The sequence below is a fragment of the Jatrophihabitans cynanchi genome, from assembly GCF_027247405.1.
Lineage (GTDB): Bacteria > Actinomycetota > Actinomycetes > Mycobacteriales > Jatrophihabitantaceae > Jatrophihabitans_B > Jatrophihabitans_B cynanchi.
Genome location: NZ_CP097463.1, coordinates 3116383 through 3140752, shown reverse-complemented (window position 1 = coordinate 3140752; position 24370 = coordinate 3116383). Strand labels below are relative to the sequence as shown.

Annotated in this window: 19 protein-coding genes; 8 read left to right on the top strand and 11 right to left on the bottom strand. The window is 71.2% G+C overall.

Translation table 11 applies throughout. The features are described 5' to 3' along the window. Positions 1–114: 114 nt before the first annotated feature. Entirely contained in the window at positions 115–741 is a 627-nt protein-coding gene (locus M6B22_RS15305) for a polysaccharide deacetylase family protein (RefSeq protein ID WP_269442429.1), read from the top strand. Positions 742–795: 54 nt separating this feature from the next. On the opposite strand, the gene M6B22_RS15300 is transcribed toward M6B22_RS15305, so the two are convergent. From M6B22_RS15300 to M6B22_RS15290, 3 genes are all read right to left on the bottom strand, one after another. Beyond that, entirely contained in the window at positions 796–1890 is a 1095-nt protein-coding gene (locus M6B22_RS15300; RefSeq protein WP_269442428.1) for a glycosyltransferase, read from the bottom strand. 4 nt (positions 1891–1894) lie between these two features. Further along, the gene (locus M6B22_RS15295) at positions 1895–2683 is read right to left on the bottom strand and encodes a 2OG-Fe(II) oxygenase (protein WP_269442427.1); all 789 of its coding nucleotides are present in this window, start codon (positions 2681–2683) and stop codon (positions 1895–1897) included. A gap of 95 nt (positions 2684–2778) precedes the next feature. After that, positions 2779–3972 (bottom strand): DUF1972 domain-containing protein, encoded by a 1194-nt coding sequence (locus M6B22_RS15290; protein ID WP_269442426.1) that lies wholly within the window; start codon positions 3970–3972, stop codon positions 2779–2781. A 246-nt stretch (positions 3973–4218) separates the two neighbouring features. Here M6B22_RS15290 and rfbA point away from each other — a divergent pair, with 246 nt between their 5' ends. Genes rfbA through rfbD form a run of 4 tightly spaced genes read left to right on the top strand, consistent with a single transcriptional unit; the run spans position 4219 to position 7565 of the window. Next, positions 4219–5121, top strand: a complete 903-nt coding sequence (gene rfbA, locus M6B22_RS15285; RefSeq protein WP_269442425.1) for a glucose-1-phosphate thymidylyltransferase RfbA — start codon at positions 4219–4221, stop codon at positions 5119–5121. After that, the gene (locus M6B22_RS15280; RefSeq protein ID WP_269442424.1) at positions 5118–5690 is read left to right on the top strand and encodes a dTDP-4-dehydrorhamnose 3,5-epimerase family protein; all 573 of its coding nucleotides are present in this window, start codon (positions 5118–5120) and stop codon (positions 5688–5690) included. Before rfbA ends, M6B22_RS15280 begins: the two co-directional genes overlap by 4 nt. Before the next feature lie 4 nt (positions 5691–5694). Further along, positions 5695–6690, top strand: a complete 996-nt coding sequence (gene rfbB, locus M6B22_RS15275; RefSeq protein ID WP_269442423.1) for a dTDP-glucose 4,6-dehydratase — start codon at positions 5695–5697, stop codon at positions 6688–6690. Continuing rightward, positions 6687–7565 (top strand): dTDP-4-dehydrorhamnose reductase, encoded by an 879-nt coding sequence (rfbD, locus tag M6B22_RS15270; protein ID WP_269442422.1) that lies wholly within the window; start codon positions 6687–6689, stop codon positions 7563–7565. Before rfbB ends, rfbD begins: the two co-directional genes overlap by 4 nt. Before the next feature lie 285 nt (positions 7566–7850). On the opposite strand, the gene M6B22_RS15265 is transcribed toward rfbD, so the two are convergent. After that, positions 7851–9245 (bottom strand): sugar transferase, encoded by a 1395-nt coding sequence (locus M6B22_RS15265; protein ID WP_269442421.1) that lies wholly within the window; start codon positions 9243–9245, stop codon positions 7851–7853. 896 nt (positions 9246–10141) lie between these two features. On the opposite strand from M6B22_RS15265, the gene ppc reads away from it, so the two are divergent. From ppc to M6B22_RS15250, 3 genes are all read left to right on the top strand, one after another. Further along, on the top strand, positions 10142–12952 hold the full coding sequence (gene ppc, locus M6B22_RS15260) for a phosphoenolpyruvate carboxylase (protein WP_269442420.1): 2811 nt from the start codon (positions 10142–10144) through the stop codon (positions 12950–12952). A 65-nt stretch (positions 12953–13017) separates the two neighbouring features. After that, positions 13018–14436 carry an AlkA N-terminal domain-containing protein gene (locus tag M6B22_RS15255; RefSeq protein ID WP_407935716.1) on the top strand — a complete coding sequence of 473 codons (1419 nt, stop codon included), beginning with the start codon at positions 13018–13020 and terminating at the stop codon, positions 14434–14436. 14 nt (positions 14437–14450) lie between these two features. Beyond that, the gene (locus M6B22_RS15250; RefSeq protein ID WP_269442418.1) at positions 14451–14939 is read left to right on the top strand and encodes a methylated-DNA--[protein]-cysteine S-methyltransferase; all 489 of its coding nucleotides are present in this window, start codon (positions 14451–14453) and stop codon (positions 14937–14939) included. A 17-nt stretch (positions 14940–14956) separates the two neighbouring features. On the opposite strand, the gene pth is transcribed toward M6B22_RS15250, so the two are convergent. The 7 genes from pth to M6B22_RS15215 form a co-directional block, all read right to left on the bottom strand. Beyond that, a complete protein-coding gene (pth, locus tag M6B22_RS15245) occupies positions 14957–15529 on the bottom strand; it encodes an aminoacyl-tRNA hydrolase (RefSeq protein WP_269442417.1) in 573 nt (190 codons plus the stop codon). Positions 15530–15562: 33 nt separating this feature from the next. Beyond that, complete coding sequence (locus tag M6B22_RS15240; protein WP_269442416.1) at positions 15563–16213, bottom strand: 50S ribosomal protein L25/general stress protein Ctc; 651 nt, start codon at positions 16211–16213, stop codon at positions 15563–15565. Positions 16214–16384: 171 nt separating this feature from the next. Beyond that, positions 16385–17182, bottom strand: a complete 798-nt coding sequence (locus tag M6B22_RS15235) for an ABC transporter permease (RefSeq protein WP_269442415.1) — start codon at positions 17180–17182, stop codon at positions 16385–16387. Further along, entirely contained in the window at positions 17179–18192 is a 1014-nt protein-coding gene (locus tag M6B22_RS15230; protein WP_407935531.1) for an ATP-binding cassette domain-containing protein, read from the bottom strand. The genes M6B22_RS15235 and M6B22_RS15230 overlap by 4 nt, the downstream gene beginning before the upstream one ends. Positions 18193–18277: 85 nt before the next feature. Then, complete coding sequence (locus M6B22_RS15225; protein WP_269442413.1) at positions 18278–19273, bottom strand: DivIVA domain-containing protein; 996 nt, start codon at positions 19271–19273, stop codon at positions 18278–18280. Then, entirely contained in the window at positions 19266–20915 is a 1650-nt protein-coding gene (locus tag M6B22_RS15220) for a coiled-coil domain-containing protein (protein ID WP_269442412.1), read from the bottom strand. The genes M6B22_RS15225 and M6B22_RS15220 overlap by 8 nt, the downstream gene beginning before the upstream one ends. Before the next feature lie 65 nt (positions 20916–20980). Further along, complete coding sequence (locus M6B22_RS15215; protein WP_269442411.1) at positions 20981–24301, bottom strand: glucodextranase DOMON-like domain-containing protein; 3321 nt, start codon at positions 24299–24301, stop codon at positions 20981–20983. Positions 24302–24370 lie beyond the last annotated feature (69 nt).

The window sequence follows — 24370 nt, the reverse complement described above, 5'->3', positions numbered from 1 at the left end:
CGAATGACCGCGTCGGCTTCATCCTCGGATCCTGCAAGGCTCAAGAGGCGGGTCCGGCGCCTGGCCGCGCCCGTTGGCTCGGTGGTCGCTGTACGAACGACGGTCCCCACGGCTGTGCTCACCTACGACGACGGACCAGAGCCGGGCGGGACCGAACGTGTCTTGGCCGCACTCGCCACGCACGACGCGCGAGCAACCTTCTTCGTTCTCGTGAGCCGCGCCCGCTTGTATCCCAGCCTGCTCGGTGAGGTCGTCGCCGCGGGTCACGAGATCGCACTGCACGGCCTTGATCACCGTCGGTTGACCTCATTCTCAGCAGCCGAGGTCCGCCAGCGATCTGCTGCCGGCCGCGCTGAATTGGAAGACCGCACGGGACGGCCGGTGCGCTGGATCCGCCCCCCATACGGCGCGCAGACACCCGCGACGTGGATGGCGATGCGGCGCGCCGGCCTGACGCCCGTCCTGTGGGGCTGCAGTAGCTGGGACTGGAAGCCGATGGCAGACGAGGCACGGGTCGCGCGCGTTCACGAGACGGTGCACGCCGGATCGATCGTGCTGTGCCATGACGGCTTCGCCGATGCAAGGGATAGCGTCGCCAACGGACCGGCTCCCACGGTGGACCGCGGTCAGGTCGCACTCGGCATCCTCGATGCGTACCGCGAGCGCGGCTTGGCGGCGCGCACCCTCGGCGAAGCCCTCACCCACGGATCTGCGATTCGCGAAGCGCGTTTTCGGCGCTGAGCGCGGCATCGCCGACGTGGTGCTCACACTAGCCGCGCCAGCACTCCATACCGGTCATTGATCGAACACAGCTTTGCGCCACCGCACGGCATAGCTCTCACTCTTGTATCGGTCTTGGTACGTTCGCCGCGCCTCACTCCCCGCAGCGGTGACCTCGGATCGAGTCAAACCGGACAGCAGTCCGACGAGGGCATCGACGTCACCCGGCGGAAAAAGCCACCCATCCTGCTGCGGCGTGATGATGTCGCGCAATCCTCCTGCGGCGCTCCCGATGACCGGGCGTCCCATCGCGAACGCTTCAATGGCGACCAACCCGAATGGCTCAGCCTGGTCGGACGGCACGAGTACGACGTCGGCCGCATCGATGAAGGCCGAAGGGTCGACGACCTCCCCGACAACGCTCACCGTCTCAGGACGACGCAGGCCTGCGACCATGGCGTGCACGTCGACGCTCTCACCGCTCGGTGGCGGCCCACCCAAGATGACCAGCTGTGCAGACGTGGTAAGCCGGTCCCACGCCGCAAGTAGCGTTCGGTGACCCTTCCAACCGTTCCACCGGCTCGCAATCACAAAGCGAAGCGGTCCGGCATGGTCATCGAGCGGGGTGCGCGTAGCCGGTTCGGGGGTTGCGTTCGGGACGATGGACGTACGTGCACGCAGGCGCGGTGTGAGCGACTCCGCGACCGGCGAGGAGATCGCAACCAGGCGCTCACAATGTCGCGCCAGCGGAGCGAGAATACGCCTGTCGCCGCGCGTCCAGATCTCCTGAACGTGTCCGACGACGCACGGAACGCCGACGTGGCGGGCGACCGCCGCCGCCAGGAATGTTGCGCTGGTTGTGCAGTACACGGTCGCCGCCTTGACCAGACGCAGTTCCCTAGCGAACGCGCGGCAGCGTCGTTGAAGCGCGAACAACGCACCCGGCGCACGGTAGGCACGGCGCAGAACCGGCAAGTCCACGTGCCGAACAGTGATTCCGAGAGCAGCGATTTCGGCGCACAGTGGAGCAACCGGATGGACGAGATCGGTAGGTAGCCACACCTCTGTAGGCTGTTCTTTTGGCAACGCTGCCAGCATCTCCAGGAGCATGCGATCGGCGCCGTAAAGCTCGTCGGACGGATGAACGAAGAGAAACGGATGAACGGTCAAGCTGCTATCGGCGGTTCTTGAGAGTGCCACTACCAAAGAACTTGTTCTTGGTAAGCACGATCCAGTTCCAGTTCTTGGCTAGCACCCGCTTGAAGGGGCTGCCGTCCCGAGGTACCCAATTGGTCGTGTGGCGCGAGATGCTGCCAACCGGCACGATCGAGTAGGCGTAGGCAGCGATCGAGCGCCGTGAGCGACCAGGCGGAAAACTGATGCGCTTGTAACCGTGGAACGACCGGTCGGTCGACTCCATGATCACAAGGCGGTTGAACCTCGGTTCGACCTCGATCGTCGGCACGGACGGGTCGTCCGTGAGTAGCAAGTGACCTCCCCACTCAGGCTGCCAGCCCGGGTTGAGGTACAGCAATATGTTGAACTCCCGGAGCCAATCCTGGTGCGCGGGGTGAATGTTGAAGTCGCAGTGCAGGTCAAGGAAGCTGCCTTCCGCACCGGCATGAAAGCCCCCACCGACGTATTCTGGGTCGATGAAGACCTCGTGACGCGCAAGCGGCTCCAAGAACTCTGCGAATTCCTTACTCATGAAGACGTCATGCAGCTGACGGGAGATCTCCGAGTGCCTGTCAAGCGTGGATAGTTCGCGCTTGTCACTGAACATGTAGTCGCGCGACTTTGGCATCTCGTCAGGCTGCGGCAGATCTTCGTATAACCGCTGCGCGTACTCGGCGTCGAGGAAGTCGTCGATGACGACATGCCGACATGGCACGGCCGAGTTGAACGTATCGGCCAACTCGGCGCGACGCTCGAACAGCCCGGGTGCGACGGGATACTGCAACATGGTTCCCCCCTAGGTTCGCATCCATGATGATCCGATGGTGCCGCTCGAATATTGACGAGCATACAAGCGCTTCATGCTGCACACGGCCGGTCGAGCTAGCCGTCCGAACAAGAAGGCACGACGCGTGGCTCCGCTGTATCGCCGCGTGAACGGCCAAGCGCGTTCCGCCGGCCGGACGGGCGCGCGGTACGACCGGACTTGCCCGAAGCCAGTAGCTGGCACAACGCCTCGTAGCGCTGCGCTACGTCGTCCCAGTCATAGCGATAGGCCGAGGCGCGCGCCGCGAGCCCGCGCTTCCGGGTGCTCTCCGGATCGGCCTCGGCGAGCTCGAGTTCGGCGGTCACTGCGACGGCATCGGCGAAGTAGCGACCGGTGTCGAGCAGCACCTCGCGGTTGAAGTTCACGTCGTAGGCGATCGTCGAAGCGCCGGCGCCGAGCGCGCGCAACAGCGACGGGTTGGTGCCGCCGACGGAGTGCCCGTGCAGGTAGGTCGCCGAGTTCGCGTAGAGCTGGTCAAGGAGCTCCTGGTCCCACACACCGCCGAGGAACCGCACCCGCTCGTCGGCGAGTGCGTGCAGCGACGCCGTGTAGCCGTCCGAGTACGGGGCAGAGCCCACGACCACCAGCGGCAGCCGGGCACTGCTGCGCCGGTAGCCGTCGACGATGACGTGCACGTGGTTCTCCGGTTCGAACCGGGCCACCACCAGGTGGTAGCCGTGCCGGGCGAGGCCGACCTCGGCGATCCGGTCCGAACGCTCCCCGGCGAGGATGGGTGCGCCGTAGGCGATCAGCTCGGTGGCCGCGCCGAACTCGGCGTCGTAGTAGTCGGCGATGCCCTGCGCGTCGGCGATCAGCGCGTCGGACCAGCGCACCGCGAGCGACTCGGCCATCCGGTAGTACGCGCGCCCGGCGCCCTGCCACTTGGTGCGCTTCCACTCCAGGCCGTCGACGTGCGTGGCGACCGGGATCCCGCGGGCGCGGAACATCGGCAGGAACACCGCGTTCGCCGAGTTGAACACGATCGCGGCATCAGGCTTGTGCCGCATAGTGTGCAGCGTGGACAGCGCCGAATGGCTCAGCGTTTCCAGCGACTTCTTGCGAAGAGCCGGCAGGTGCACCAGTCGCATGCCCTCGTGCTCGGTGGGCCTCGGCTCGCTCTCGGCCGTGCGGCAGTAGACGACGACCTCGTGGCCGGCCTTGACCAGGCGCAGCCCGACCTGCTCGACACAGGTCTCGAACCCGCCGTAGCGAGCCGGCACACCGCGCGTGCCGACGAGCGCGATCTTCACGTGATTCCCCCGAATCCCCCGAAAAAACAGCGAGTCAGCGCCCGCGCAACCTCAGTTGCCGGGCGCTACCCACCAGGTGGCGCGCGCACGCGAAGTGATACAGCGCCATCGAATCCCCCGATTCATCGCCTGCCCGAGTCCGGTCGTCCCGGCCCGATAAAGCATGCGGCTGCTCATTTATACCGTGTTTGGTCCGGATGAGGAAGTCGAAGCAGGGCGCCGGACGCGCCCGCTAGAGTGCTGGCCGTGAAGGGGATCGTTCTGGCCGGCGGCACCGGCACCCGGCTGCACCCGATCACTCGCGTCGTCAGCAAGCAACTGCTGCCGGTCTACGACAAGCCGATGATCTACTACCCGATCTCGGTGCTGATGCTGGCCGGCGTCCGCGACATCCTGATCATCACCACGCCGCAGGATCGCGGCCAGTTCGTCGGGCTGCTCGGCGACGGTGCGCAGTGGGGCATCTCGCTGAGCTACGCGGTGCAGCCCTCCCCGGACGGTCTGGCCCAGGCGTTCCTGATCGGCGCCGAACACATCGCCGGCGACAGCGCCGCGCTGGTACTGGGCGACAACATCTTCTTCAGTCACGGGCTGGGCGGGCAACTGGCCGCGGCGACCACAGCCATCGAAACCGACGGCGGCTGCACGCTGTTCGGCTACCGGGTGAGCGATCCGGAGCGCTACGGCGTGGCCGTCCTGGGGCACGACGGCACCCTGCTCGACATCGAGGAGAAGCCGGCGCAGCCACCGTCCAACATCGCGATCACCGGCCTGTACTTCTACGACGACCAGGTCACCGGCTTCGCCGAGTCGCTGCAACCGTCCCCGCGCGGCGAACTGGAGATCACCGACCTCAACCGGTGCTACCTGAAGAACGGCCAGGCCCGCCTGGTGGACCTCGGCCGCGGCGCGGCCTGGCTGGACACCGGCACGCAGGACTCGCTGCTGGACGCAGGCCAGTTCGTCCAGGTGCTGCAGCGTCGCCAGGGCATCACCATCGCCTGCCTGGAGGAGATCGCGATGCTGCATGACTTCATCACGCCCGAGCGCGCGCTGGAGTTGGGCGAAGCGATGGGCAAGTCCGGCTACGGCGAGTACGTGCGGCAGGCTGCGGCGGAGTACCTGGCCGGCAACGGACGGTCCGCGTGAGCGTCCGGCTCACCCCGCTCGCGGCCGAACGGACGCAGATCGCGGGCCTGTGGCGACTGCAGACGCGGGCGGCCACCGACGAGCGCGGCACCGTGCGCGAGTTCTTCCGCGCGTCCGCCTACGCCTGCCTCGACGCCGAACTGCCCGCGCAGTGGGAGCAGGTGAACCTGACGTGGACGGCACGCGGCGCCATCCGCGGGCTGCACGGGGAGTCGATGACCAAGCTGGTGGGCGTGGCGCACGGCGAGGCGTTCGGCGTGTACCTCGACGCCCGTCCGGCCTCGTCCAGCTACGGCACGCTGGTCACCATGCCGCTCACCGTGGGCGTGCAGTTCCTGGTGCCTCCCGGCGTCTGCAACGGATTCCAGGCGGTGTCCGAGGGCGGCTGCCAGTACCTGTACTGCTTCGACGCGGAGTGGGCGCCGGGTATGGCCGGCGTGGCCGTGACCCCGCTCGACCCGCAGCTGGGCATCCCCTGGCCGTTGCCGTTCGACCCGTCCGACCCGGCGGCACTGTCGGAGAAGGACCGCACCGCGCCCCTGTTCGCCGACCTGCACCGGAAGGGCTGATCGCATGCGGGTGCTCGTCACCGGCGGCGCCGGGTTCATCGGCACCAACTTCGTCCGGCTGACCTTGCAGACCCGGCCCGACGTCGCCGTCACCGTGCTGGACGCGCTGACCTACGCCGGCAGCCGGGACAACCTCGCCGATGTGCAGGAGCGGCTCGAGTTCGTCCACGGCGACATCACCGACGCCACGCTGGTCGACGACCTGGTGCGCCGCTGCGACGTGGTCGTGCACTTCGCCGCCGAGTCGCACAACGACAACTCGCTGCGCGACCCGAGCCCGTTCGTCCGGACGAACCTGGTCGGGACGTTCACGATCCTGGAGGCGGTGCGACGGCACGGTGTGCGGCTGCACCACATCTCCACCGACGAGGTCTACGGCGACCTCGCCCTGGACGACCCGGCGAAGTTCACGCCGAGCACGCCGTACAACCCGTCCAGCCCGTACAGCTCCACGAAGGCCGGCTCGGACCTGCTGGTGCGCGCCTGGGTGCGCTCGTTCGGCGTGGCCGCGACGCTGTCGAACTGCTCGAACAACTACGGGCCCTACCAACACATCGAGAAGTTCATCCCGCGCCAGATCACCAACGTGCTCAGCGGGATCCGGCCCAAGCTGTACGGCGCGGGCGAGAACGTCCGCGACTGGATCCACGTCGATGACCACAACACGGCGGTGTGGGCGGTGATCGAGCGCGGACGGATCGGCGAGACGTACCTGATCGGCGCGGACGGCGAGCGCAACAACCGCGACGTGCTTCGCACCGTGCTCGAGCTGATGGGCAGGCCGGCCGACTGGTACGACCAGGTCACCGACCGGGTCGGGCACGACCTGCGCTACGCGATCGACGCGAGCCTGCTGCGCTCCGAGCTCGGCTGGGAGCCGGCGTACACCGATCTGCGCGCCGGGTTGACCCAGACGATCGCCTGGTACGAGCAGCACCGGCAGTGGTGGCAGGCGGCCAAGGACGCGGTCGAGGCCCGCTACGCCGAAGCCGGTCAGTGAGTGAACCGGTGACCACGGACCGGCACTGGCTGGTCACCGGCGCCGCCGGCCAGCTGGGGCACCACCTGGTGCGGCGGCTGACCGCGGCCGGCGCGCGCGTCACCGCCATGCCCCGCGCCGAACTGGACATCACGAACGGCGAGGACGTCGACGCCGCGATCAGCCGGCTGCGTCCGGACGTGGTCGTGAACGCCGCGGCGTACACGGCAGTGGACGCAGCGGAGACGGACGAGGCCACCGCGACCGCGGTCAACGCGACCGGCCCCGGCAACCTGGCCACCGCGCTCGCCCGGCACGGCGGCCGGCTGCTGCACGTCTCGACCGACTACGTGTTCGACGGCACCGCGCACGAGCCGTACGAGGTCGACGCGACGCCCGCACCGCGCACGGCGTACGGCCGCACCAAGCTGGCCGGTGAGCTGGCGGTTGGGGCCGCGCTGCCGGATCGCGCGTTCGTGGTCCGCACCGCGTGGGTACACGGCGGCCCGGGACCGAACTTCGTCGACACCATGCTGCGGCTCGAGCACGAGCGGCCCACGGTGGACGTGGTGTCCGACCAAGTCGGCTCACCGACGTGGGTCGGCGACCTGGCCGGTGCGCTGATCGAGCTGGGTCACAGCGATGTGCCCGCCGCGACGCTGCACTACGTGAACGCCGGCACGGCCTCGTGGTTCGACCTGGCGCGCGCGACGTTCGCGCTCGCCGGCGCCGACCCGGACCGGGTCCGGCCGGTGTCCAGCGCGCAGTTCACCAGGCCGGCGCCGCGGCCGGCGTGGTCGGTGCTCGCCACCCGATCGTGGACCGATCTCGGCCTCACCGCACCCCGCCCCTGGCGCGCCGCACTGGCCGCCTCGATCTCGGCAAGGGCCGGGTAGTAGCCGTACGGGCCCCGCGTCCGTCACCGGCCGGACGCAGGGGCGACGCGAGGAGCCAACGCAGGGGGAAGGCGTTAGACATCCTCGCGCCGCCGGATGCGTGCGCCGCAAGCGGCGCAGTATGTGATCACCTGGTCGGCGCGGCAACGGATGCGGCGCCGGGCGATCCGGGCGCGGCTCATGGCGAGCTCGCTGCGCGCGGGTCAGGTGGGTGAGCACAGCGGTGAAGGAGCGTCCCCCCGACGGACGCCCCTTCGCCACTGCGGGTCTGGATCGACAAGCTCATCAATAGGCCCCCGCTGCGCTGAACACGACCCGTGCGGTGCGCACCAGCACGGACACGTCGAGCGCCAGTGACCAGTTCTCCACGTAGTGCAGGTCGAGCCGTACCGACTCCTCCCAGGACAGGTCACTGCGACCGCTGACCTGCCACAGCCCGGTCAGTCCCGGTTTGACGAGCAGCCGGCGGTACACCGTCTGGCCGTACTGCGCGACCTCGCTCGGCAGCGCCGGGCGCGGGCCGACGAGGGACATCGAGCCGGTGAGCACGTTGAACAGCTGGGGCAACTCGTCCAGGGACGACTTGCGCAGGAACCGCCCAACCGGCGTCACGCGAGGGTCGTTGCGGATCTTGAACAGCAGGCCGTCGGCTGCCTCGTTGCGGTTCTTCAGCTCGCTGACCTGACGCTCCGCGCCGGAGTACATCGAGCGGAACTTGATCATCCGGAAGGTCCGGCCGTCCCGGCCGACCCGGGTCTGCACGAACAGCGCCGGCCCCTCGCTGGTGAGCTTGACGAGCAGCGCGAGCAGCAACAGGACCGGAGACAGGATCAGCAGGCCGAGCAGTGCAGCCGTCCGGTCGAAGATCGACTTGATCGCGCGGCCGACACCGCCGAACTGGGGTTCGTCGACGTGCAGCAGAGGCACGCCCGCCACCGGCTGGATGTGCAGCCGCCGGCCGGACACGTCCTCGATGCCGGGCACGACGACGAGTTCGGCGTCGGCGCCCTCGAGCTGCCAGGCGATGCGGCGCACCGACAGGGCGGCGGTGTCACCGGACAGGACCGCCACGCGCTGCGCGCCCGAGTCGGCCACCGCCTGCAGCACCGAGTCGAGATCGCCGATCACCGGGATGTCCCGTTCACGCAGGGCGCGTGTCGCCCGGCGCTCGGCGCCCGACACGCACGCGCCGACGACGCGCATGCCGGCTGCACTGTTCTCGCGCATCGTGTCGGCGAACTGGGCCACCGCCTCGGGGCTGCCCACGGCGACCACTCCGATCACCGACTGCCCGCGAGCGCGGCGGCGGTGCAGCCAGGTGCGTCCGACAGCCCGGTAGGCCAGGCTGCACAGCAGCGTGGCCGGCAGCGCGAGCACGGTCAGATCGCGCGTGGCGTGCGGGTCGACCGCGTACGAGCCGAAGGTCATCAGCGCCACGCACTGCAAGAACGCGTAGAACAGCCGCGCGAACTCGCTGCTGCCGGCACCCAGGAAGCGCACCTCGTAGCCGCGGTTCAGCGCGACGAGCACCACCCAGCCGATCGGCGCAGCGACGGCGAGCGCGAGCGAGACCGAGCCCAGATCGAAGTGGTGCGGCCGCAGCACGCAGGCCAGCAGCACGCCCAGCGTGGCACACACCAGATCGCCCACGATGAGCAACGGCGCATGGCGGCGCGGCATCCGCGCCCTGGTGGCATCGCGCGTACGCGCGGTAGCCGCGCGCGATGCCGAAAGTGAACTCTGACGTACGTCCGTCGCCGCAGAGGCGGACAACGTGTGACCAGCTCGCCCGTGGGCGGCTAGCGTGGTTGTCCCCCCCTCGGCGGCCTCAAGGCCCCCGATGAACATGTTCCCCCGATGTGCAGCGCGCCTTGCGGCGTACCGCGTTCCCCCAACTTGTCGCTGCCCGCTCCGCGGAGCGGGGCGAGCAGCGTCCCCCGACACTGTCGCCCGTCGCTCACCACGTTCGTGATCAACGAAGCGACCCTTGAGTTATATCGCTTGGCGCCCCATGTTGGGAAGCCGTTACCGCACGCCGTGTCCGGATGTGTCCTGGTGCCGTACCGAAAGGTCCGTCTTGCCGGGACGAGCTGTACACGTGGTGCCCGGCGACAGCGTCGAGCGGTGCAGAACCTGCCACCTCGCACGGCCGGTGAGGCAGATCGGCCGGCCCGCACGAACGCCCGGGCCGGCCGCCCCAGTGTCACCGCGATGCCGATTCGGCCCCCCGACCCTAACCGACATCCAGGCGATCACTGAGAATGGAAATATCTTCCGCAGAAACAAACTCGTTGTCAAGTCTCTGTTCGTGATCGTTCTCGACGGCGGCCGGACGCCGCGTCGGTGGCGCTCCCCCGGGCCGCACGCGTGGGACCGGCCACAACGCCTCGCGCCGATGCACGATCTTGCGGCTTCAGCAGGTAGAGTGGTCTTTGCGCCCAGGCGGTCGTTCCCCCGATCGACCGCCTGGGCGCCTTGGCATCCGCAGCATCCGCCCCTGTCGTGTCGCGCATCGCGATCCGTTCGCCGGGCCGTGCGCCGCCGAGCGCGGTTGCCGCTGCTGGAAGACTGGACCGGTGCGCGTAGCGAGCCGGCCCGACCCGTCCACCCCGCCCGTGCCGACCTACCCGGCAGACACCGAGGACGAAGGCGCCGCGTTACGTGCCGACGTGCGCCGCGTCGCGGCGCTGCTCGGTGAGTCCCTCGTGCGCCAACAGGGCGATTCGGCCCTGGCGCTGGTCGAGCAGGTGCGCACGCTGACCAAACAAGGCAAGACCTCCGACGGCGACGGCTCCCGCGAGCAGGCCCGAGCGCTGCTCGCCGAGTTGCCGGCCGACGTCGCCGCGACCCTGGTGCGCGCGTTCGCCGACTACTTCCACCTGGCGAACGTCGCCGAGCAGGTGCACCGGGTGCGCGGGCTGCGCGCCCGTCCCGCCGAACAGGGTTGGCTGGCCAGTTCGGTCGCCGCGGTCTCGGACGGGCTCGGCGCGCAGCGGCTGGCCGAGGCGGTGCGCGAGCTCGCGGTGCGCCCGGTGTTCACGGCGCACCCGACCGAGGCCAGCCGGCGCTCGGTGCTGACCAAGCTGCGCCGGGTGGCCGACATCCTCACCGTCGCGACCGAACCCGGCAGCGCCGCGCGCGCCCGTCAGGACCGCGCACTTGCCGAGATCATCGACCTGATCTGGCAGACCGACGAGCTGCGCCAGCACCGACCGACCCCCGTCGACGAGGCGCGCAACGTCATCTACTACCTGCAGGAACTCGTCGACGACACGCTGCCGGACCTGCTGGCCGATCTCGCCGACGAGCTCGCGAGCCACGGTGCGCAGTTCGGCCACGAGTGCCGCCCGCTCACCTTCGGCACCTGGATCGGCGGCGACCGCGACGGCAACCCGAACGTCACGGCGGCGGTCACCAGCGACATCCTGCGGCTGCAGCACCACGTCGCTGCTCGAGCCGTGACCCGCGCGCTCGCGACGCTGACCGCCGAGCTGTCCAACTCGACAACCGTGGTGGCCGCCTCACCGGAACTGCTGGCGTCCATCGAGGCCGACCTCGCCGTCGTGGACATCGACCCGAGGATCATCACCCTCAACGCCACCGAGCCGTACCGGCTGAAGCTGACCTGCATCGCCACCAAGATCGCGAACACGACCCGGCGGATCGACGATGCCGCGCCGCACGTGCCGGGCCGCGACTACCTCGGCTCGCAGCAACTGCTCGCCGAACTGGAGTTGATCAGCTCCTCGGTGCGGGCCAACGCGGGCGCGCTCATCGCCGACGGACTGCTCGCCCGCGTGCAGTGGACGGTCGCGATCATCGGCCTGCACCTGGCCACGATGGACGTGCGCGAGCACGCCGACGCGCACCATCACGTGCTCGGCCAGCTGTTCGACCGCCTCGCCGAGCAGGCCGGCCGCTACCTCGCGCTGTCGCGGGAGGAGCGCATGCGGGTGCTGTCGCGCGAGCTGACCTCGCGGCGCCCGCTCGCGCCGTCCCCTCCCCCGCTGGACGAGGCCGGCGCCAAGACGTTCGCCGTGTTCACCGCGATCCGGCAGGCGCTGGACACGTACGGAACGGAGGTCATCGAGAGCTACATCGTCTCGATGACGCGCGGCGCCGACGACCTGCTCGCTGCCGTGGTGCTCGCGCGCGAGGCGGGGCTGGTCGACCTGTACGGCTCGGGCGAACAGTCCGCACCTGACGGCGCGAGCGCCCGCATCGGCTTCGTCCCGCTGCTGGAGACGGTGCAGGAGCTGCGGCGCGCCGGCGAGGTGCTGGACGAGCTGTTGAGCGAGCCGAGCTACCGGCGGTTGGTGTCCCTGCGCGGCGACGTCCAGGAGGTGATGCTCGGCTACTCGGACTCCAACAAGGAAGCCGGGATCACCACGTCGCAGTGGGAGATCCACCGCGCGCAGCGCACGCTGCGGGACGTCGCGGCACGGCACGGCGTGCGGTTGCGGTTGTTCCACGGCCGTGGCGGGACGGTGGGGCGCGGCGGCGGCCCGACCTACGACTCGATCCTGGCGCAGCCGTTCGGCGTGCTCGACGGCGAGATCAAGTTCACCGAACAGGGCGAGGTGATCAGCGACAAGTACGCGCTGCCGGAGCTGGCGCGCGAGAACCTGGAGCTGACCGTGGCCGCCGTGCTGCAGGCGTCCACCCTGCACCGGGCGCCGCGGCAGAGTCAGGACCAGCTGGCCCGCTGGGACGAGTGCATGAGCCTGATCAGTGACGCCGCGTTCGGCGCGTACCGCGGGCTCGTCGACGACGCCGACCTGCCGGCCTACTTCCTGGCGTCCACGCCGGTCGAGCAGCTGGGCTCGCTGAACATCGGCTCGCGGCCGTCGCGGCGGCCCTCGTCCGGCGGTGGGCTGGAGGGGCTGCGCGCCATCCCCTGGGTGTTCGGCTGGACGCAGTCGCGCCAGATCGTCCCGGGCTGGTACGGCGTGGGCGCGGGGCTCGCGGCGGCGCGGGCAGCCGGGCTCGGCGAGGTTGTCGCCGAGATGCACGAGCAGTGGCACTTCTTCCGCACGTTCATCTCCAACGTCGAGATGACGCTGGCCAAGACCGACCTGGACATCGCCGCGCACTACGTGTCGACGCTGGTTCCGGCGCCGCTGCAGCGCCTGTTCGACGGCATCCGCGCCGAGCACGCCCGCACCGAGCAGGAGGTGCTGCAGGTGGTGGGCGGCAGCGAGCTGCTCGACGACCAGCCCGGGCTCAAGCGCACCTTCGAGGTGCGCGACGCCTACCTCGACCCCATCTCGTACCTGCAGGTGGAACTGTTGCGGCGGGTGCGCGCGGGCGACGAGTCACCCGAGGTGCTGCGGGCGCTGCTGCTCACCATCAACGGTGTCGCCGCCGGGCTGCGCAACACCGGCTGACGCGCGACGCTCATGTCCGAAAACCGCCGGACGTTGTCGGTTCCGCGGCCCACACTAAGAGGGTGCTGCTGCCCGACTTCGACACCTGCTACCTCGCGGTACGGAGCCGCGACCCGCGCTTCGACGGCTGGTTCTTCACCGCGGTACGCACGACCGGCATCTACTGCCGCCCGTCCTGCCCGGCCATCACCCCGCAGCGGCGCAATGTCACGTTCCACGCCAGCGCCGCCGCGGCGCAGCGGGCCGGCTACCGCGCCTGCAAGCGGTGCCGCCCGGATGCCACGCCCGGCTCGGCGCAGTGGGACCTGCGCGGTGACCTCGCCGGTCGCGCGCTGCGCCTGATCGGCGACGGGCTGATCGACCGCGAGGGCGTCCCGGGGCTGGCCCGCCGACTCGGCTACTCGCAGCGCCAGGTGAACCGCGCGCTGCTGGACGCCGTCGGTGCCGGCCCGATCGCGCTCGCGCGGGCGCAGCGCGCGCAGACGGCCCGGACACTGCTGGAGACCACGACGCTGCCCGTCGCGGACGTCGCCTTCGCCGCCGGCTTCGCGAGCGTGCGGCAGTTCAACGACACCGTGCGCGCGGTGTTCGCGAGCACCCCGACCGGGCTGCGCGCAGCCGGACGGCCCGATGCGGCAGGCGACCCGGACATCGGCACCATCACGCTGCGCCTGCCGTACCGCGCCCCGATGGACCTGAGCGCCACGCTCGAGTTCCTCGGCGCGCGCGCGATCCCGGGCGTCGAGCAGTTCACCGACGGCACGTTCACCCGGGTGATTTCCGCACCGCACGGACCCGCGCTCGTCACGCTGTCACCGGGCGACGGCTACCTGGCCTGCCGGGCGACGCTGGCGGAGGTCCGCGATCTCGTCACCGTGAGCGCGCGCGTCCGCCGGCTGCTCGACCTGGACGCCGACCCGGTCGCGGTCGATGACGCGCTCGGGGCGGATCCGGCCCTCGCGCCACTCGTCAGCAAACGCCCCGGGCTGCGCTCGCCCGGTGCCGTCGACGGTTTCGAGCTGGCGGTGCGCGCGATCGTCGGCCAGCAGATCTCGGTGGCCGGGGCTCGCACCGTGCTCGGCCGGCTCGCTGCCGAGCACGGCGCGCGGGCGTTCGGCGGCCGGCTGCAGTTCCCCACCGCCGAGCGGCTCGCGGCCCTGGACCCGGCGACGCTGCCGATGCCACGTGCCCGCGGGCGCACCATCGTGACGATCGCGCGCGCCTGTGCCGAGGGAACCCTCGGCCTCGACCCCGGCGTCGACCGGGGGGACGAGCGCGCCCGGCTGCTCGCGCTGCCCGGGGTGGGCCCGTGGACGGCGGACTACCTGCGACTTCGCGCGCTGGGAGATCCGGACGTCCTGCTCGCCGGCGACCTCGGGGTGCGCCGGTCCGCGCAGGCGCTCGGCATCGAGCTGGCCGGCGGCCGCGGCGACTGGGCGCCCTGGCGCTCGTACGTGACGCACCACCTGTGGGCGGCACACTGACCATGGAGGCACCGATGCGATACGGCTACGCGGACTCACCGCTCGGCGACCTGCTGCTGATCGGCGATCACGCGGGGCTGCGCGGGCTGTACCTGCACACGACGCGCTACCCGGTGCGCATGCGCAGCGACTGGATCCGCGACGACGCGGCCTTCGCCGAGGTGCGCACCCAGTTGGCCGAGTACTTCGCGGGCGAGCGCCGCGAGTTCGACGTGCCGCTGGCCGCGGCCGGTTCGCTGTGGCAGAAGCGGGTGTGGGCGGCGCTGGTCGCCATCCCGTACGGCGAGACGGCCAGCTACGGCCAGATCGCGCGCGAGGTCGGGGTGCCCGACGGCGCGCGAGCGGTCGGGCTGGCGAACGGGCAGAACCCGATCTCGATCATCGTCCCGTGCCACCGCGTGATCGGCGCCGACGGGTCGCTCACCGGGTACGGCGGCGGGCTGCCGGCCAAGCAGTTCCTGCTGTCCCTCGAGGCCGCTCACTCCGGACTGTTCGCGCTGTGACCCGTTCGCGACCGAACTCAGTCGTTGTACTCGTTCTGCGCGGCGGACAGCCCTTCGCCGACGAGTAGCTCGACCGCGTCGGCGGCGCGGTCGACGAGAAAGCCCAGCTCCTTGCGTTCGGACGCCGCGAACTCGCGCAACACGTAGTCGGCGGGATCCTGCCGACCGGGCGGGCGGCCGATGCCGAAGCGGACCCGCGCATACTCGTTGCTGCCCAGCGAGGCGGTCACCGAGCGCAGCCCGTTGTGCCCGCCGTCGCCGCCGCCGCGCTTGAGCCGCAGCGCGCCGAACGGCAGGTCGAGTTCGTCGTGCACGACGGCGATGCGTTCGGGCGGCACCTTGTAGAACCGGGAGACCCCGGCGACCGGACCGCCGGAGGTGTTCATGTACGAGCGTGGCTTGGCCAGCACGACGGGCACGCCCGCGAGCCGGCCCTCCACGACGTCGCACTGGCTCTTGTGCGCCTTGAACGCCGCGCCGAGCCGTTCGGCCAGCAGGTCGAGCACGAAGAACCCGGCGTTGTGCCGGGTCGCCGCATAGCGCGGCCCGGGGTTCCCCAAGCCGACGAGCAGGAAGCGCTCCTCGCCCACGCGTGATCCCCGGGCCGGTCTGACCGTGCCGGCTTACTCGCCCGATTCGCGCTCGGTGCTCGTGCCCTCGCCGGCCGCGGGCGCGGCCGCCTCGCCGGTGGCCACGGCCTGCTCGCCCTCGGTCGGCTCCTCGAGCTTGGCCTCGGTCGCCTCCTGGATGATGAGCAGCACCTGCTCCGGGTCGCCGGTCAGCGAGGTGCCGTCCGGCAGCCGCAGATCGGCCGCGGTGACCTGGGTGCCGATCGCCAGGCCGGCGATGCTGACCTCGATCTCGGTCGGCAGGTGGGTCGCCTCGGCCTCGACGCTCACCGAGGTGTGCTCCTGAGTGAGCATCCCGCCGGGCGCCAGGTCGCCCACCACCGACAGCGGGACGTCGATGTGCACCTTCTCGCCCCGGCGTACCGCGAGCAGGTCGACGTGGTCGAACGTGCCCTTGATGGCGTGCCGCTGGATCGCCTTCGGGATCGCCAGCTGCTCCTCACCGTCGAGCTCGAGGGTGAGCAGCACGTTGGTGCCGCCGTGGCGGATCGCGTTGGTGAACTCGCGGGCGGGCAGCGAGACGTGCCGCGGGTCGGCACCGTGCCCGTAGATGACTGCGGGGATCTTGCCGGCACGGCGGGTGCGGCGGGCACCGCCCTTGCCGAACTCAGAACGCACTTCGGCGGGCAGACGGACCTCGGACACGGCAGAACTCCTCTGGAAACTTCGACGGTGGTCACTCGCGGTGCCTCGGACGCGGGACGCGCGTCGACGAACGACACCGCGTCGATCACGGACGCTCGACGTGCGAGCCGATCCCTCGCCGGGGCAACCACACCAGCCTACCGGCTGCTACGCCCGCCCGCGCAGGCGCCCTCAGCGGCTGGCGGCCCGCTGATACTGGCGCACCGAGAGCGGGATGAACACCACGAGGATCACGACCACCCAGCCGAGGGTGTACAGCTCGGGATGCTCGAGCGACCAGGCGCCGGGCGTCTTGGCCTTGTCGCTGGTGTTACCGAACAGGTTCCTGGCCGCCTGCGTCACCGAGGACACCGGGTTCCAGTTCGCGATCGCCTTGAGCACGGCCGGGAAGTTGTTCGTCGGGACGAACGTGTTGGCGATGAACGTCAACGGAAAGATGATCATGAAGGAGGCGTTGTTGACGACCTCCGGGCTCGGCACGAGCAGGCCGACCCAGGCCATGATCCAGCTGACCGCGTAGGCGAAGGCCAGCAGCAGCAGGAAGCCGGCGATCGCCTCCGGCACGGACGAACGGATCCGCCAGCCCACGATCAGCCCGGTGACCGACATGATGAAGATGACCAGCACGTTGTTCATGACGTCGCTGCCGGTGCGCCCGACCAGCACGGCCGACCGGGAGATGGGCAGCGACCGGAACCGGTCGATGATGCCCTTCTGCATGTCGTCGGCCAGGCCCGCGCCGGTGATCGTGGCGCCGAAGATGACGGTCTGCGCGAAGATCCCGGGGATCAGGAACTCGCGGTAGCTCTGACCCGGGACGTCGATCGCGCTGCCGAACACGTAGGCGAACAGCAGGATGAACATGATCGGCGAGAGCGTCGAGAACACCAGCAGGTCGGGAACCCGCTTGATCTTGATCAGGTTGCGCTTGGCGATGATCGCCCCGTCTGCCAATGCATTGCCGCTCATGAGCGTGCCGCCGCGCTCGGCTGGTCCGCATCCTCGAGCCGCTCGCTGTCTCCCGCGTCGCCGGCCGAATCCTCGGCAGCATGGCCGGTGAGGGTGAGGAAGACGTCGTCGAGGGTGGGACGGCGCAGCGCGACGTCCAGGACGACCACGCCGGCCGCGTCCAGTCGGCGCAGCGCCTCGGTGAGCACGCGCGCACCGCCTTGCACCGGCGCCGTGATCTGCCGGGTGTGCGGCTCGACGGTGACCGCTGCGCCCGCGAGTTCGGCCAGGATCGATTCGGCCCGGGCCAGTTCGTCCGCCCGGCCGACGACGACCTCGACCCGCTCGCCGCCGACCTGGGCCTTCAACTCGTCCGCGGTGCCCTGGGCGATCGCCCGGCCGTGGTCGATCACCATGATCTTGTCGGCCAGCCGGTCGGCCTCCTCCAGGTACTGGGTGGTCAGCAGCAGGGTGACCCCGCCGCTCACCAGTTCGACGATCACGTCCCACATGTCGGCACGGCTACGCGGGTCCAGGCCGGTCGTCGGCTCGTCCAGGAACAGCACCCTCGGCTCGGCGACGAGGGCCCCGGCCAGGTCGAGCCGGCGCCGCATCCCGCCGGAGTACGTCTTGACGGGGCGATCGCCGGCGTCGACCAGATCGAACCGCCGCAGCAGTTCGCGGGCCCGCTCGCGCGAGGTCCGCCCACCGAGCCCGTACAGCCGCCCGACCATGTCCAGGTTCTCGTAGCCGGTCAGGTACTCGTCGACCGCCGCATACTGCCCGGACAGCCCGATCCGTGCCCGCACCTCGCCGGGCCGCTCGGCAACGTCGAAGCCGGCGACCTCGGCGTGACCGCCGTCGGCCTGCAGCAGGGTGGTCAGGATCCGCACGGCGGTCGTCTTGCCCGCCCCGTTCGGGCCCAGCAGCCCGAGCACGGTGCCCTCCGGGACGGCCAGGTCGAGCCCGTCCAGCGCGTGCACCGCGCCGTACTTCTTGACCAGGCCGGTAGCCCGGATCACGTCCACCATCGTCAGTACCCCCGTCGTCCGCCGGATGCCGGCCCACCCTATGAGCCGACTGTGACAACGGACCAGGAGTATTCGACGTGCCCGGCTACCCCTTCTTGCCCTTCTGGAGCGCGACCGGCTCGTCGGCCCGAGCGGCGCCGTCGAGGTCCTCGGACTGCTCGGCCGGCTCGGTCGCCAGGTCGTCGGCCCCCAGCCCGAAGGCGGCCGGATTCGTCCCGGACAGCGTCGCGAGCATCTGCCGCACGTTGGTCAGCTGCGCGTTGATGCTGTCGCGACGCTGCGTGGCGGCGGCCAGCTCACGCTCGGACTCGGCGCGGATCCGGTCGGCGCGCGCGACGGCGTCGGCCACGATCTGCTCGGCCTTCTGCTGCGACTCCGCGGTCAGCGCGGCGGCCGCCCGGGCCGCCTCGGCGTTGGCGCGCTCGTTCTCCTGCCGCAGCCCGGCGATGTGGGCCTGCGCCTCGGCGAGCTGCTGCTCGGCAAGGGCGGTCCGCTCGCGGAACACCTTCTCGGCCTCGCTGCGGCGGATCGCGAGCGTCTGCTCGAAATCGGCCGCGGACTTGGCGGCCTTGGCCCGCTGCTGCTCGTACAGCGCCTCGGCCTCCTCGCGGCGGGCGGTCGCCTGCCGGTCGGCGTCGTCGAGCAGCTGGTCGGACGTGCGCTTGGCTTCCTCGACGATCCTGGACGCCTCCTGATCGGCCGCGCTGCGGGTGTCGCGCGCGTACCGCTCGGCGTCGGCGCGTTGCTTGCCGGTCGTCTCCTCGGCCTCGGCGAGCAGCTTGTCCGCCTCCTCGGCGGCGCCGGTTCGCAGCTCGGCCGCCTCCTGCTCGGCCAGCTCCAAGATTTGCCCGACGCGCGCGCCGAAGTCGGCGAACGTCGGGGTCGGCGGCGGCTCGTCTGCCCTGCGGCGGGCCTCCTCGACGACGGCTTTCAGCTGCTCGACCTGGCGGGACAGCTCGGCGGCCTGCAGCTTCGCGTTCGCGGCGACGGCGCCGAGCTCGCCGACGTACCGGTCGACCTCGTTCGGGTCGTAACCGCGCATCACGGTGCGGAAGGAAGCGGTGGGGGCGTTGTCAGTCATCCGTGGGATCCATCTCGTCGCAAAGCCGGATCGGACCGGTTGGCCAATCGGCGTCGGTGGGTGGTGTCTGGTCGGGCGCGTGAACGGACGCAGCTTCTCGGACAGGTTCGGCTTCCGGGCCGGGCGCGTCGTCCCGGACGGGTGCGGCCCCGGACTCGGGTGCGCGGGCCCGTTCGGACACCGCCAGCGCCTCGATGACGCCGGACAGGTTCCCGAGCTCGTCGGCGATCGCGTCGCGATGCGCCTTGAGCACCGCGGCCTCCGCGCGCGCCTCGGCGAGCATGCCGCGCGCCGAGCTGCGGATCGCGTCCGACTCGGTGCGCGCGGCGGCGACGATGGCGATCGCCTCGTCCTTCGCGGTGCGGCGCAGGTCCTGGGCCTCGCGGTGCGCTCGGCTGAGGTCGTCGGTGACCCGTTCGCGGACGGTGCGGGCACCTGCCTCCGCCTCGGCCAGCCGCCGCTCGGCGCGCTCGAGCCGGGCTCCGGCGTCGGCTTCGGCCCGGCTGACGGTGCGCTCGGCCTCCACGTGCGCCTCGGCCAGGAGCTTCTCGGCCTCTGCCTCGGCGCGGGCGAGGATGGCCGCGGCGCGGTCGGCCTGCTCGCGCTCGTCGCGGCGCAGCTGCTCGAACTGCTCGGTGAGCCGCCCGCGGGCCGCGGCCAGGATGCCGGTGAGATGAGCGCGGGTGGAGCGCACGGCCGCCGCCGCGTCGTGGTGCGCGCGCCGGCGGATGATCGCGCCGTCCTCCTCCGCGGCGGCGAGCAGGTCGGCGATGGTCTGCTGGGTCCACTTGGTGTGCTCGACGGCGTCGGCGATCTCGCGGGCGGCGTTCACCCGGGCCGCCTCGACCAGCCGCTCACCCTGCACCCGCGCGTCGGCGCGGACCGTCTCGGCGTCCAGCCGGGCGTCCTCGACATCGCGCAGTGCCGCCGCCACGATGCGCTCGGCCTCGGCGCGGGCAGCCGCGGTGTGCCGCTCCGCGGCGGCCTCGGCCTCGACCCGCAGGCCGCGCAGCTGCTCCTCGTGGGCGGCCTGCTCGGCGGCCAGCCGGGCGTCGTGATCGCTGCGCAGCCGGGCCACCTCGGCCGCCGCGCTGTCGCGCTGCTCCTGGCTGCCGGTGCGCGCGGCCGCGATGATCGCATCGGCCTGTTCGCGCACGACGCGGGCCGATTCACGCGCGGCGGCCGTCATCTGGTCGGCCTCGGCACGCGCTTCGACGAGCAGCGCGTCGGCGTCGGCCTCGGCCCGGCGGGCCAGCAGCCCGGCCTGCTCCACCGCGTCGGCGATGAGCGCCTGCGCCTCCTCGTGCGCCTCGGCCAGCCGCCGCTCGGCATCGCTCGGCGGGGCCGGAACCGGCGGGATCGGAGCTGGCGGGCTCGGAACCGGCGGCTCGGTCGGTGGCGGTGACTGTAGCGGCGACTGTGGCGGCGCGACCGTGGCCGCCGGCGAGGCCGGCTGCTGGTACTGCTCCGGCGCCGATTCCGGCTCCGATTCCGGCTCCGGCCGCGGGGCAGCGGCGACCCGGCCCCAGTACGAGCCGGGCGGCGCGGACGCCGAACCCACCCCGATCGTCGATCGGGCAGCGCGATCCGTCGGCAGCGATGCCGGCAGCTCGCTGTGCTGCAACGCGGAGTCGCCTTGCATGCCGCCGATTGTCGCAGACCCTTCCTGTGCGGTACCTGCTGGTCCGGCTGTGCGGCAGCTGGTAGTCAGAGCGGCAGGCCGCCGAGCGTGACCGGGTGGTGCGCCAGGTAGTCCAGCTCGTCGGACTGGGCCGTCCCCGCCGGGGTGATCGTGTCCATCACCTTCGGGACGGTGGCCGGGTCGACGGTGCACACCGGCGCGCTGCTCGCGCTCGCGCAGACGCCGAACGAGTACCCGCCCGGCGTGGGCGTGAACGCGCGCGCCTGGTCCGGGCTGTAGCCGTCCTGCCCGGTCAGCGCGAGCGTGAACGCCCAGCCCGCGGCGGGCGTCCCGCCCAGCGCGGACTTGGCGACCGAGAAGGTGATGTAGCGGGAGATCTCGTTCGCGCTGATCGCGACGGTTCCGACCGTGGCGCCGGACGCGTCGACGAACCGCTGGCCGAAGCCCTGCACCTCGATCAGCCGGCTCCACGCGTCCGCAGCTGCGATCGTGTAGTTGCGCTGCGGGAACGACGCGGCGGTCGAGGTCGGCGCCGTCCCGGGCTCGTGCACGTACACGTCCACGAGCTGGGCACCGAGCGCACTGCCGAACGTCGGCGCCAGGTCGCGGGTCTGCACCCGGAAGGTGACCGTGTCGCCCGTGTCGTACACCTGGAAGTCGGTCAGGTCGTAGGCACCGGCGTGGAAGTCGCCGGCCGTCGGGTAGGCGTAGTTGCCCGGCCCGTTGTCGTCGCCCGTCGGGTCGCTCGCGTCGAACAGCAGCGTCCCCTCGACGACGTCGTTCACGACGGTGCGCACAGCTTGTGCGGTACCGCCGTCCGGCGCGGTGCTGGTCACGACGACCACGTTGGTGCCCGCCGCCGCCGTGACGTCGGCGTGGAAGCTGCCGTCGGCGGCCGCAGTGACCGTGGTGGTGGTCGTGACGTCGTTGCGGTCGGTCGCGACGTCGGCGATGTCCACGGTCGCGCCCGCTACGGCCGTGCCCGCGACCGCGATCGTCGTGCCGGTGACGGCGGTCTTGTCCTGAGGCGAGGTGACGGTCAGTGACGTGCCGCGCTGGCGGTGCGTCACGTACCGGGACGTGGTGAGGTCGGGCTTGTCCAGGATGCGGCCGGTGGACAGGTCGGCGACCAGCCGCACCTGTGCGGCCGCGCCCCAGGTCAGCGGCGCGGCCGACCCGGCGGGCGCACCGTCGGTGAACCCGATCGACGCGGTCGTCGGGTCGCTCCCCCACGGGGCCGCGGGGACGTCCGGTGCGTCCCACGCCTGCTCGGGCACCAGCGCGCCGGCCGTCGACATCGCGTCGATCGCGGCCAGCTGCCGTGCAGCCGCGGCGCGGTCGCCGACAGCCAGTTCCTGCTGCCCACGCTCGGCCGCGAGCACCGGCCAGACGTGCCCGGTGCCCACCCCCGACGGCGCCCACGGCGCGCCTTCGGCGGAGCACGACGTCCCGGCGCCGACATGGCAGTCGCCGTAGCCGTCGCCGTTGTAGCGCAGGTAGCCGGTGCCGCTCGGTGTCTGCCTGGCGATGGTCGCGTCGACGACGCGCAGCGAGTTCTGCACGTCCGGGTCGTCGGCGGCCAGCTCGCCGAGGCGGACGAGTTCCTGGAAGCCGGCGTCGATGACGGTGCGCTGGTCGAGCGTCGGGCCGCCGTTGTTGAGGTTGTAGCTGATCGCGGCGTTCGGGTCGCCGGTCTTGGACAGCCGGATGAAGTAGGGCCGGTCCGACAGCGGGCCGTCGGTGGTGACGGTCCAGCCCTTGATGCTGCGCTGGTACTGGTCGGCGGTGGCGAGGAAGACGCGGGCGGACGCGCGGTCGCCGTGCCGCGCCGCGATCGCGCCGGCCGCGGTCAAGCCGGCGATCTCGGCTGCGATGGTCGAGGGCGAGTAGCCGCTCTGCTCCTCCCACCGCTCGACGCCCGACGCCGGCCCGTGGCTGATCAGGAAGTCGGCGGCCGCCTTGATGTGCGGCCACAGCTGCGCGTCGCCGGCCAGTCCGGACTGCCACGCCATCAGGATCGGGTACGCGGCCTCGTCCAGCTGCGTGTTGAACGAGTCGGGCGCCGTCTTGCCGTTGACGAGCGAGTTGCGCGGCATCGAGCCGTCCGGCTGTTGCTGCCGCAGGAACAGGAAGCGGGTGGCGGCGCGGGCGGTCGCGAGGTCGCCGTCGGTGAGCAGTCCGGTGAACGCCTCGTACAGGTCACGCGCGAACACCTCGCGGTACGAGCCCCAGTAGGTGTTGTTCGGGTCGCCCGCCGAGACCGCCTGGCCCCACGGCGAGGCGAGCGAGGCGACGATCGCACCGGGGAAGGTCTTGTCCTCACTGGCCTTCAGCACGTTCGCCGACGTCCAGTACTCGTGCTCGGCGGCGCGCTGCTGGCCGCGGGTCAGGCCGGGCAGGTGTCGGCTCGGCCGGCGCAGCTGCGCGTCGTAGCCGTACCAGCCGGCGAGGTAGCGGCCGGCGAGCTCGGCGAGTGGCGTGCCGACGGTGCGCCCGGCGGTGTCGACGGCCGCGGCCTGGGTGGTGCCGAAGCCGAGCGCCAGGGTGGCGCTGCCGCGCCGGTCGAGCTGCAGCCGCGCGGTCTGCTCGACGTTGCCGCCGGTCGCGTCGGGGTAGCGCGGGGCGAGCGCGTGGCCGGCGTCCAGTTCGGTGAGGCCGTCGCTGGCGGTGCCGACGAAGCCGGAGCTCGCCGCGGTGAACGGCCGGTCGGCGCGCAGCGCGAGGTAGCTGGGGACGGCGTAGTCGCGGTTCGCGGCGTTCGTCCGGGTGTTGGTGTCGAAGCTGACGAGCGCGCCCGTTGCCGCATCGACGGTGGCGCTGTCCGCCCCGCCGTTTGCCGTATCCGCGGCTCCGCCTCCCCCGTTGCCTGCGACCGTCGCGTCCAGGCGTACGTACAGCTCGTAGCTGCGGGCGGCGCGGGTCAGCGGCTGGTAGCGGGTGTTGACGACGACGCTCGCCCGCGACGGGTCGGTGAGGTAGGTCGTGATCAGCCGGTAGGCGCCGGACCGCGCCGTCGAGGTGATCGTGCAGAGCATGCCGGTGCGATCGGTGTGCACCGTGTAGGTCGTGTCGCGGGTCTGCAGGTCGGTGAAGGTCGCACCGTCGGTGACCACGAACTGCATGGTCTCGACGTCGGTGGTGTCGATCGTCGGGGCATAGACGTCCGAGAGCACCCCGTTCGCGACGGTGTACCAGATCTTGGACGTGGTGTTGCGGGCCGTGCCCAGGCAGTCCTTGCGAGCCAGGTCGAAGTGGCTCAGCGCGCCGGGTGCGCCCGGGGCGCCGGCCGGCGACGCCGTGCCCGGGGTCGCGCCGGCCACTTGGGCCAGGGCCAACACCGTGATGGCGGTGAGGACGCCGCTGAATGCCGTACGCAACCTGGCCATGCCCGCTCCCTCGCCGTCCGGCCCCGAGGTATGTTCTTTGGGTGAACTTATGTGAGCCGGATCTCATCC

Coding starts and splice junctions, on each gene's coding strand:
- M6B22_RS15295 (WP_269442427.1), bottom strand. CDS start 2,683: ATGTTGCAGTATCCCGTCGCACCCGGGCTGTTCGAGCGTCGCGCCGAG.
- M6B22_RS15215 (WP_269442411.1), bottom strand. CDS start 24,301: ATGGCCAGGTTGCGTACGGCATTCAGCGGCGTCCTCACCGCCATCACG.
- M6B22_RS15220 (WP_269442412.1), bottom strand. CDS start 20,915: ATGCAAGGCGACTCCGCGTTGCAGCACAGCGAGCTGCCGGCATCGCTG.
- rfbB (WP_269442423.1), top strand. CDS start 5,695: ATGCGGGTGCTCGTCACCGGCGGCGCCGGGTTCATCGGCACCAACTTC.
- M6B22_RS15230 (WP_407935531.1), bottom strand. CDS start 18,192: ATGGTGGACGTGATCCGGGCTACCGGCCTGGTCAAGAAGTACGGCGCG.
- M6B22_RS15235 (WP_269442415.1), bottom strand. CDS start 17,182: ATGAGCGGCAATGCATTGGCAGACGGGGCGATCATCGCCAAGCGCAAC.
- M6B22_RS15265 (WP_269442421.1), bottom strand. CDS start 9,245: ATGCCGCGCCGCCATGCGCCGTTGCTCATCGTGGGCGATCTGGTGTGT.
- M6B22_RS15225 (WP_269442413.1), bottom strand. CDS start 19,273: ATGACTGACAACGCCCCCACCGCTTCCTTCCGCACCGTGATGCGCGGT.
- M6B22_RS15250 (WP_269442418.1), top strand. CDS start 14,451: ATGCGATACGGCTACGCGGACTCACCGCTCGGCGACCTGCTGCTGATC.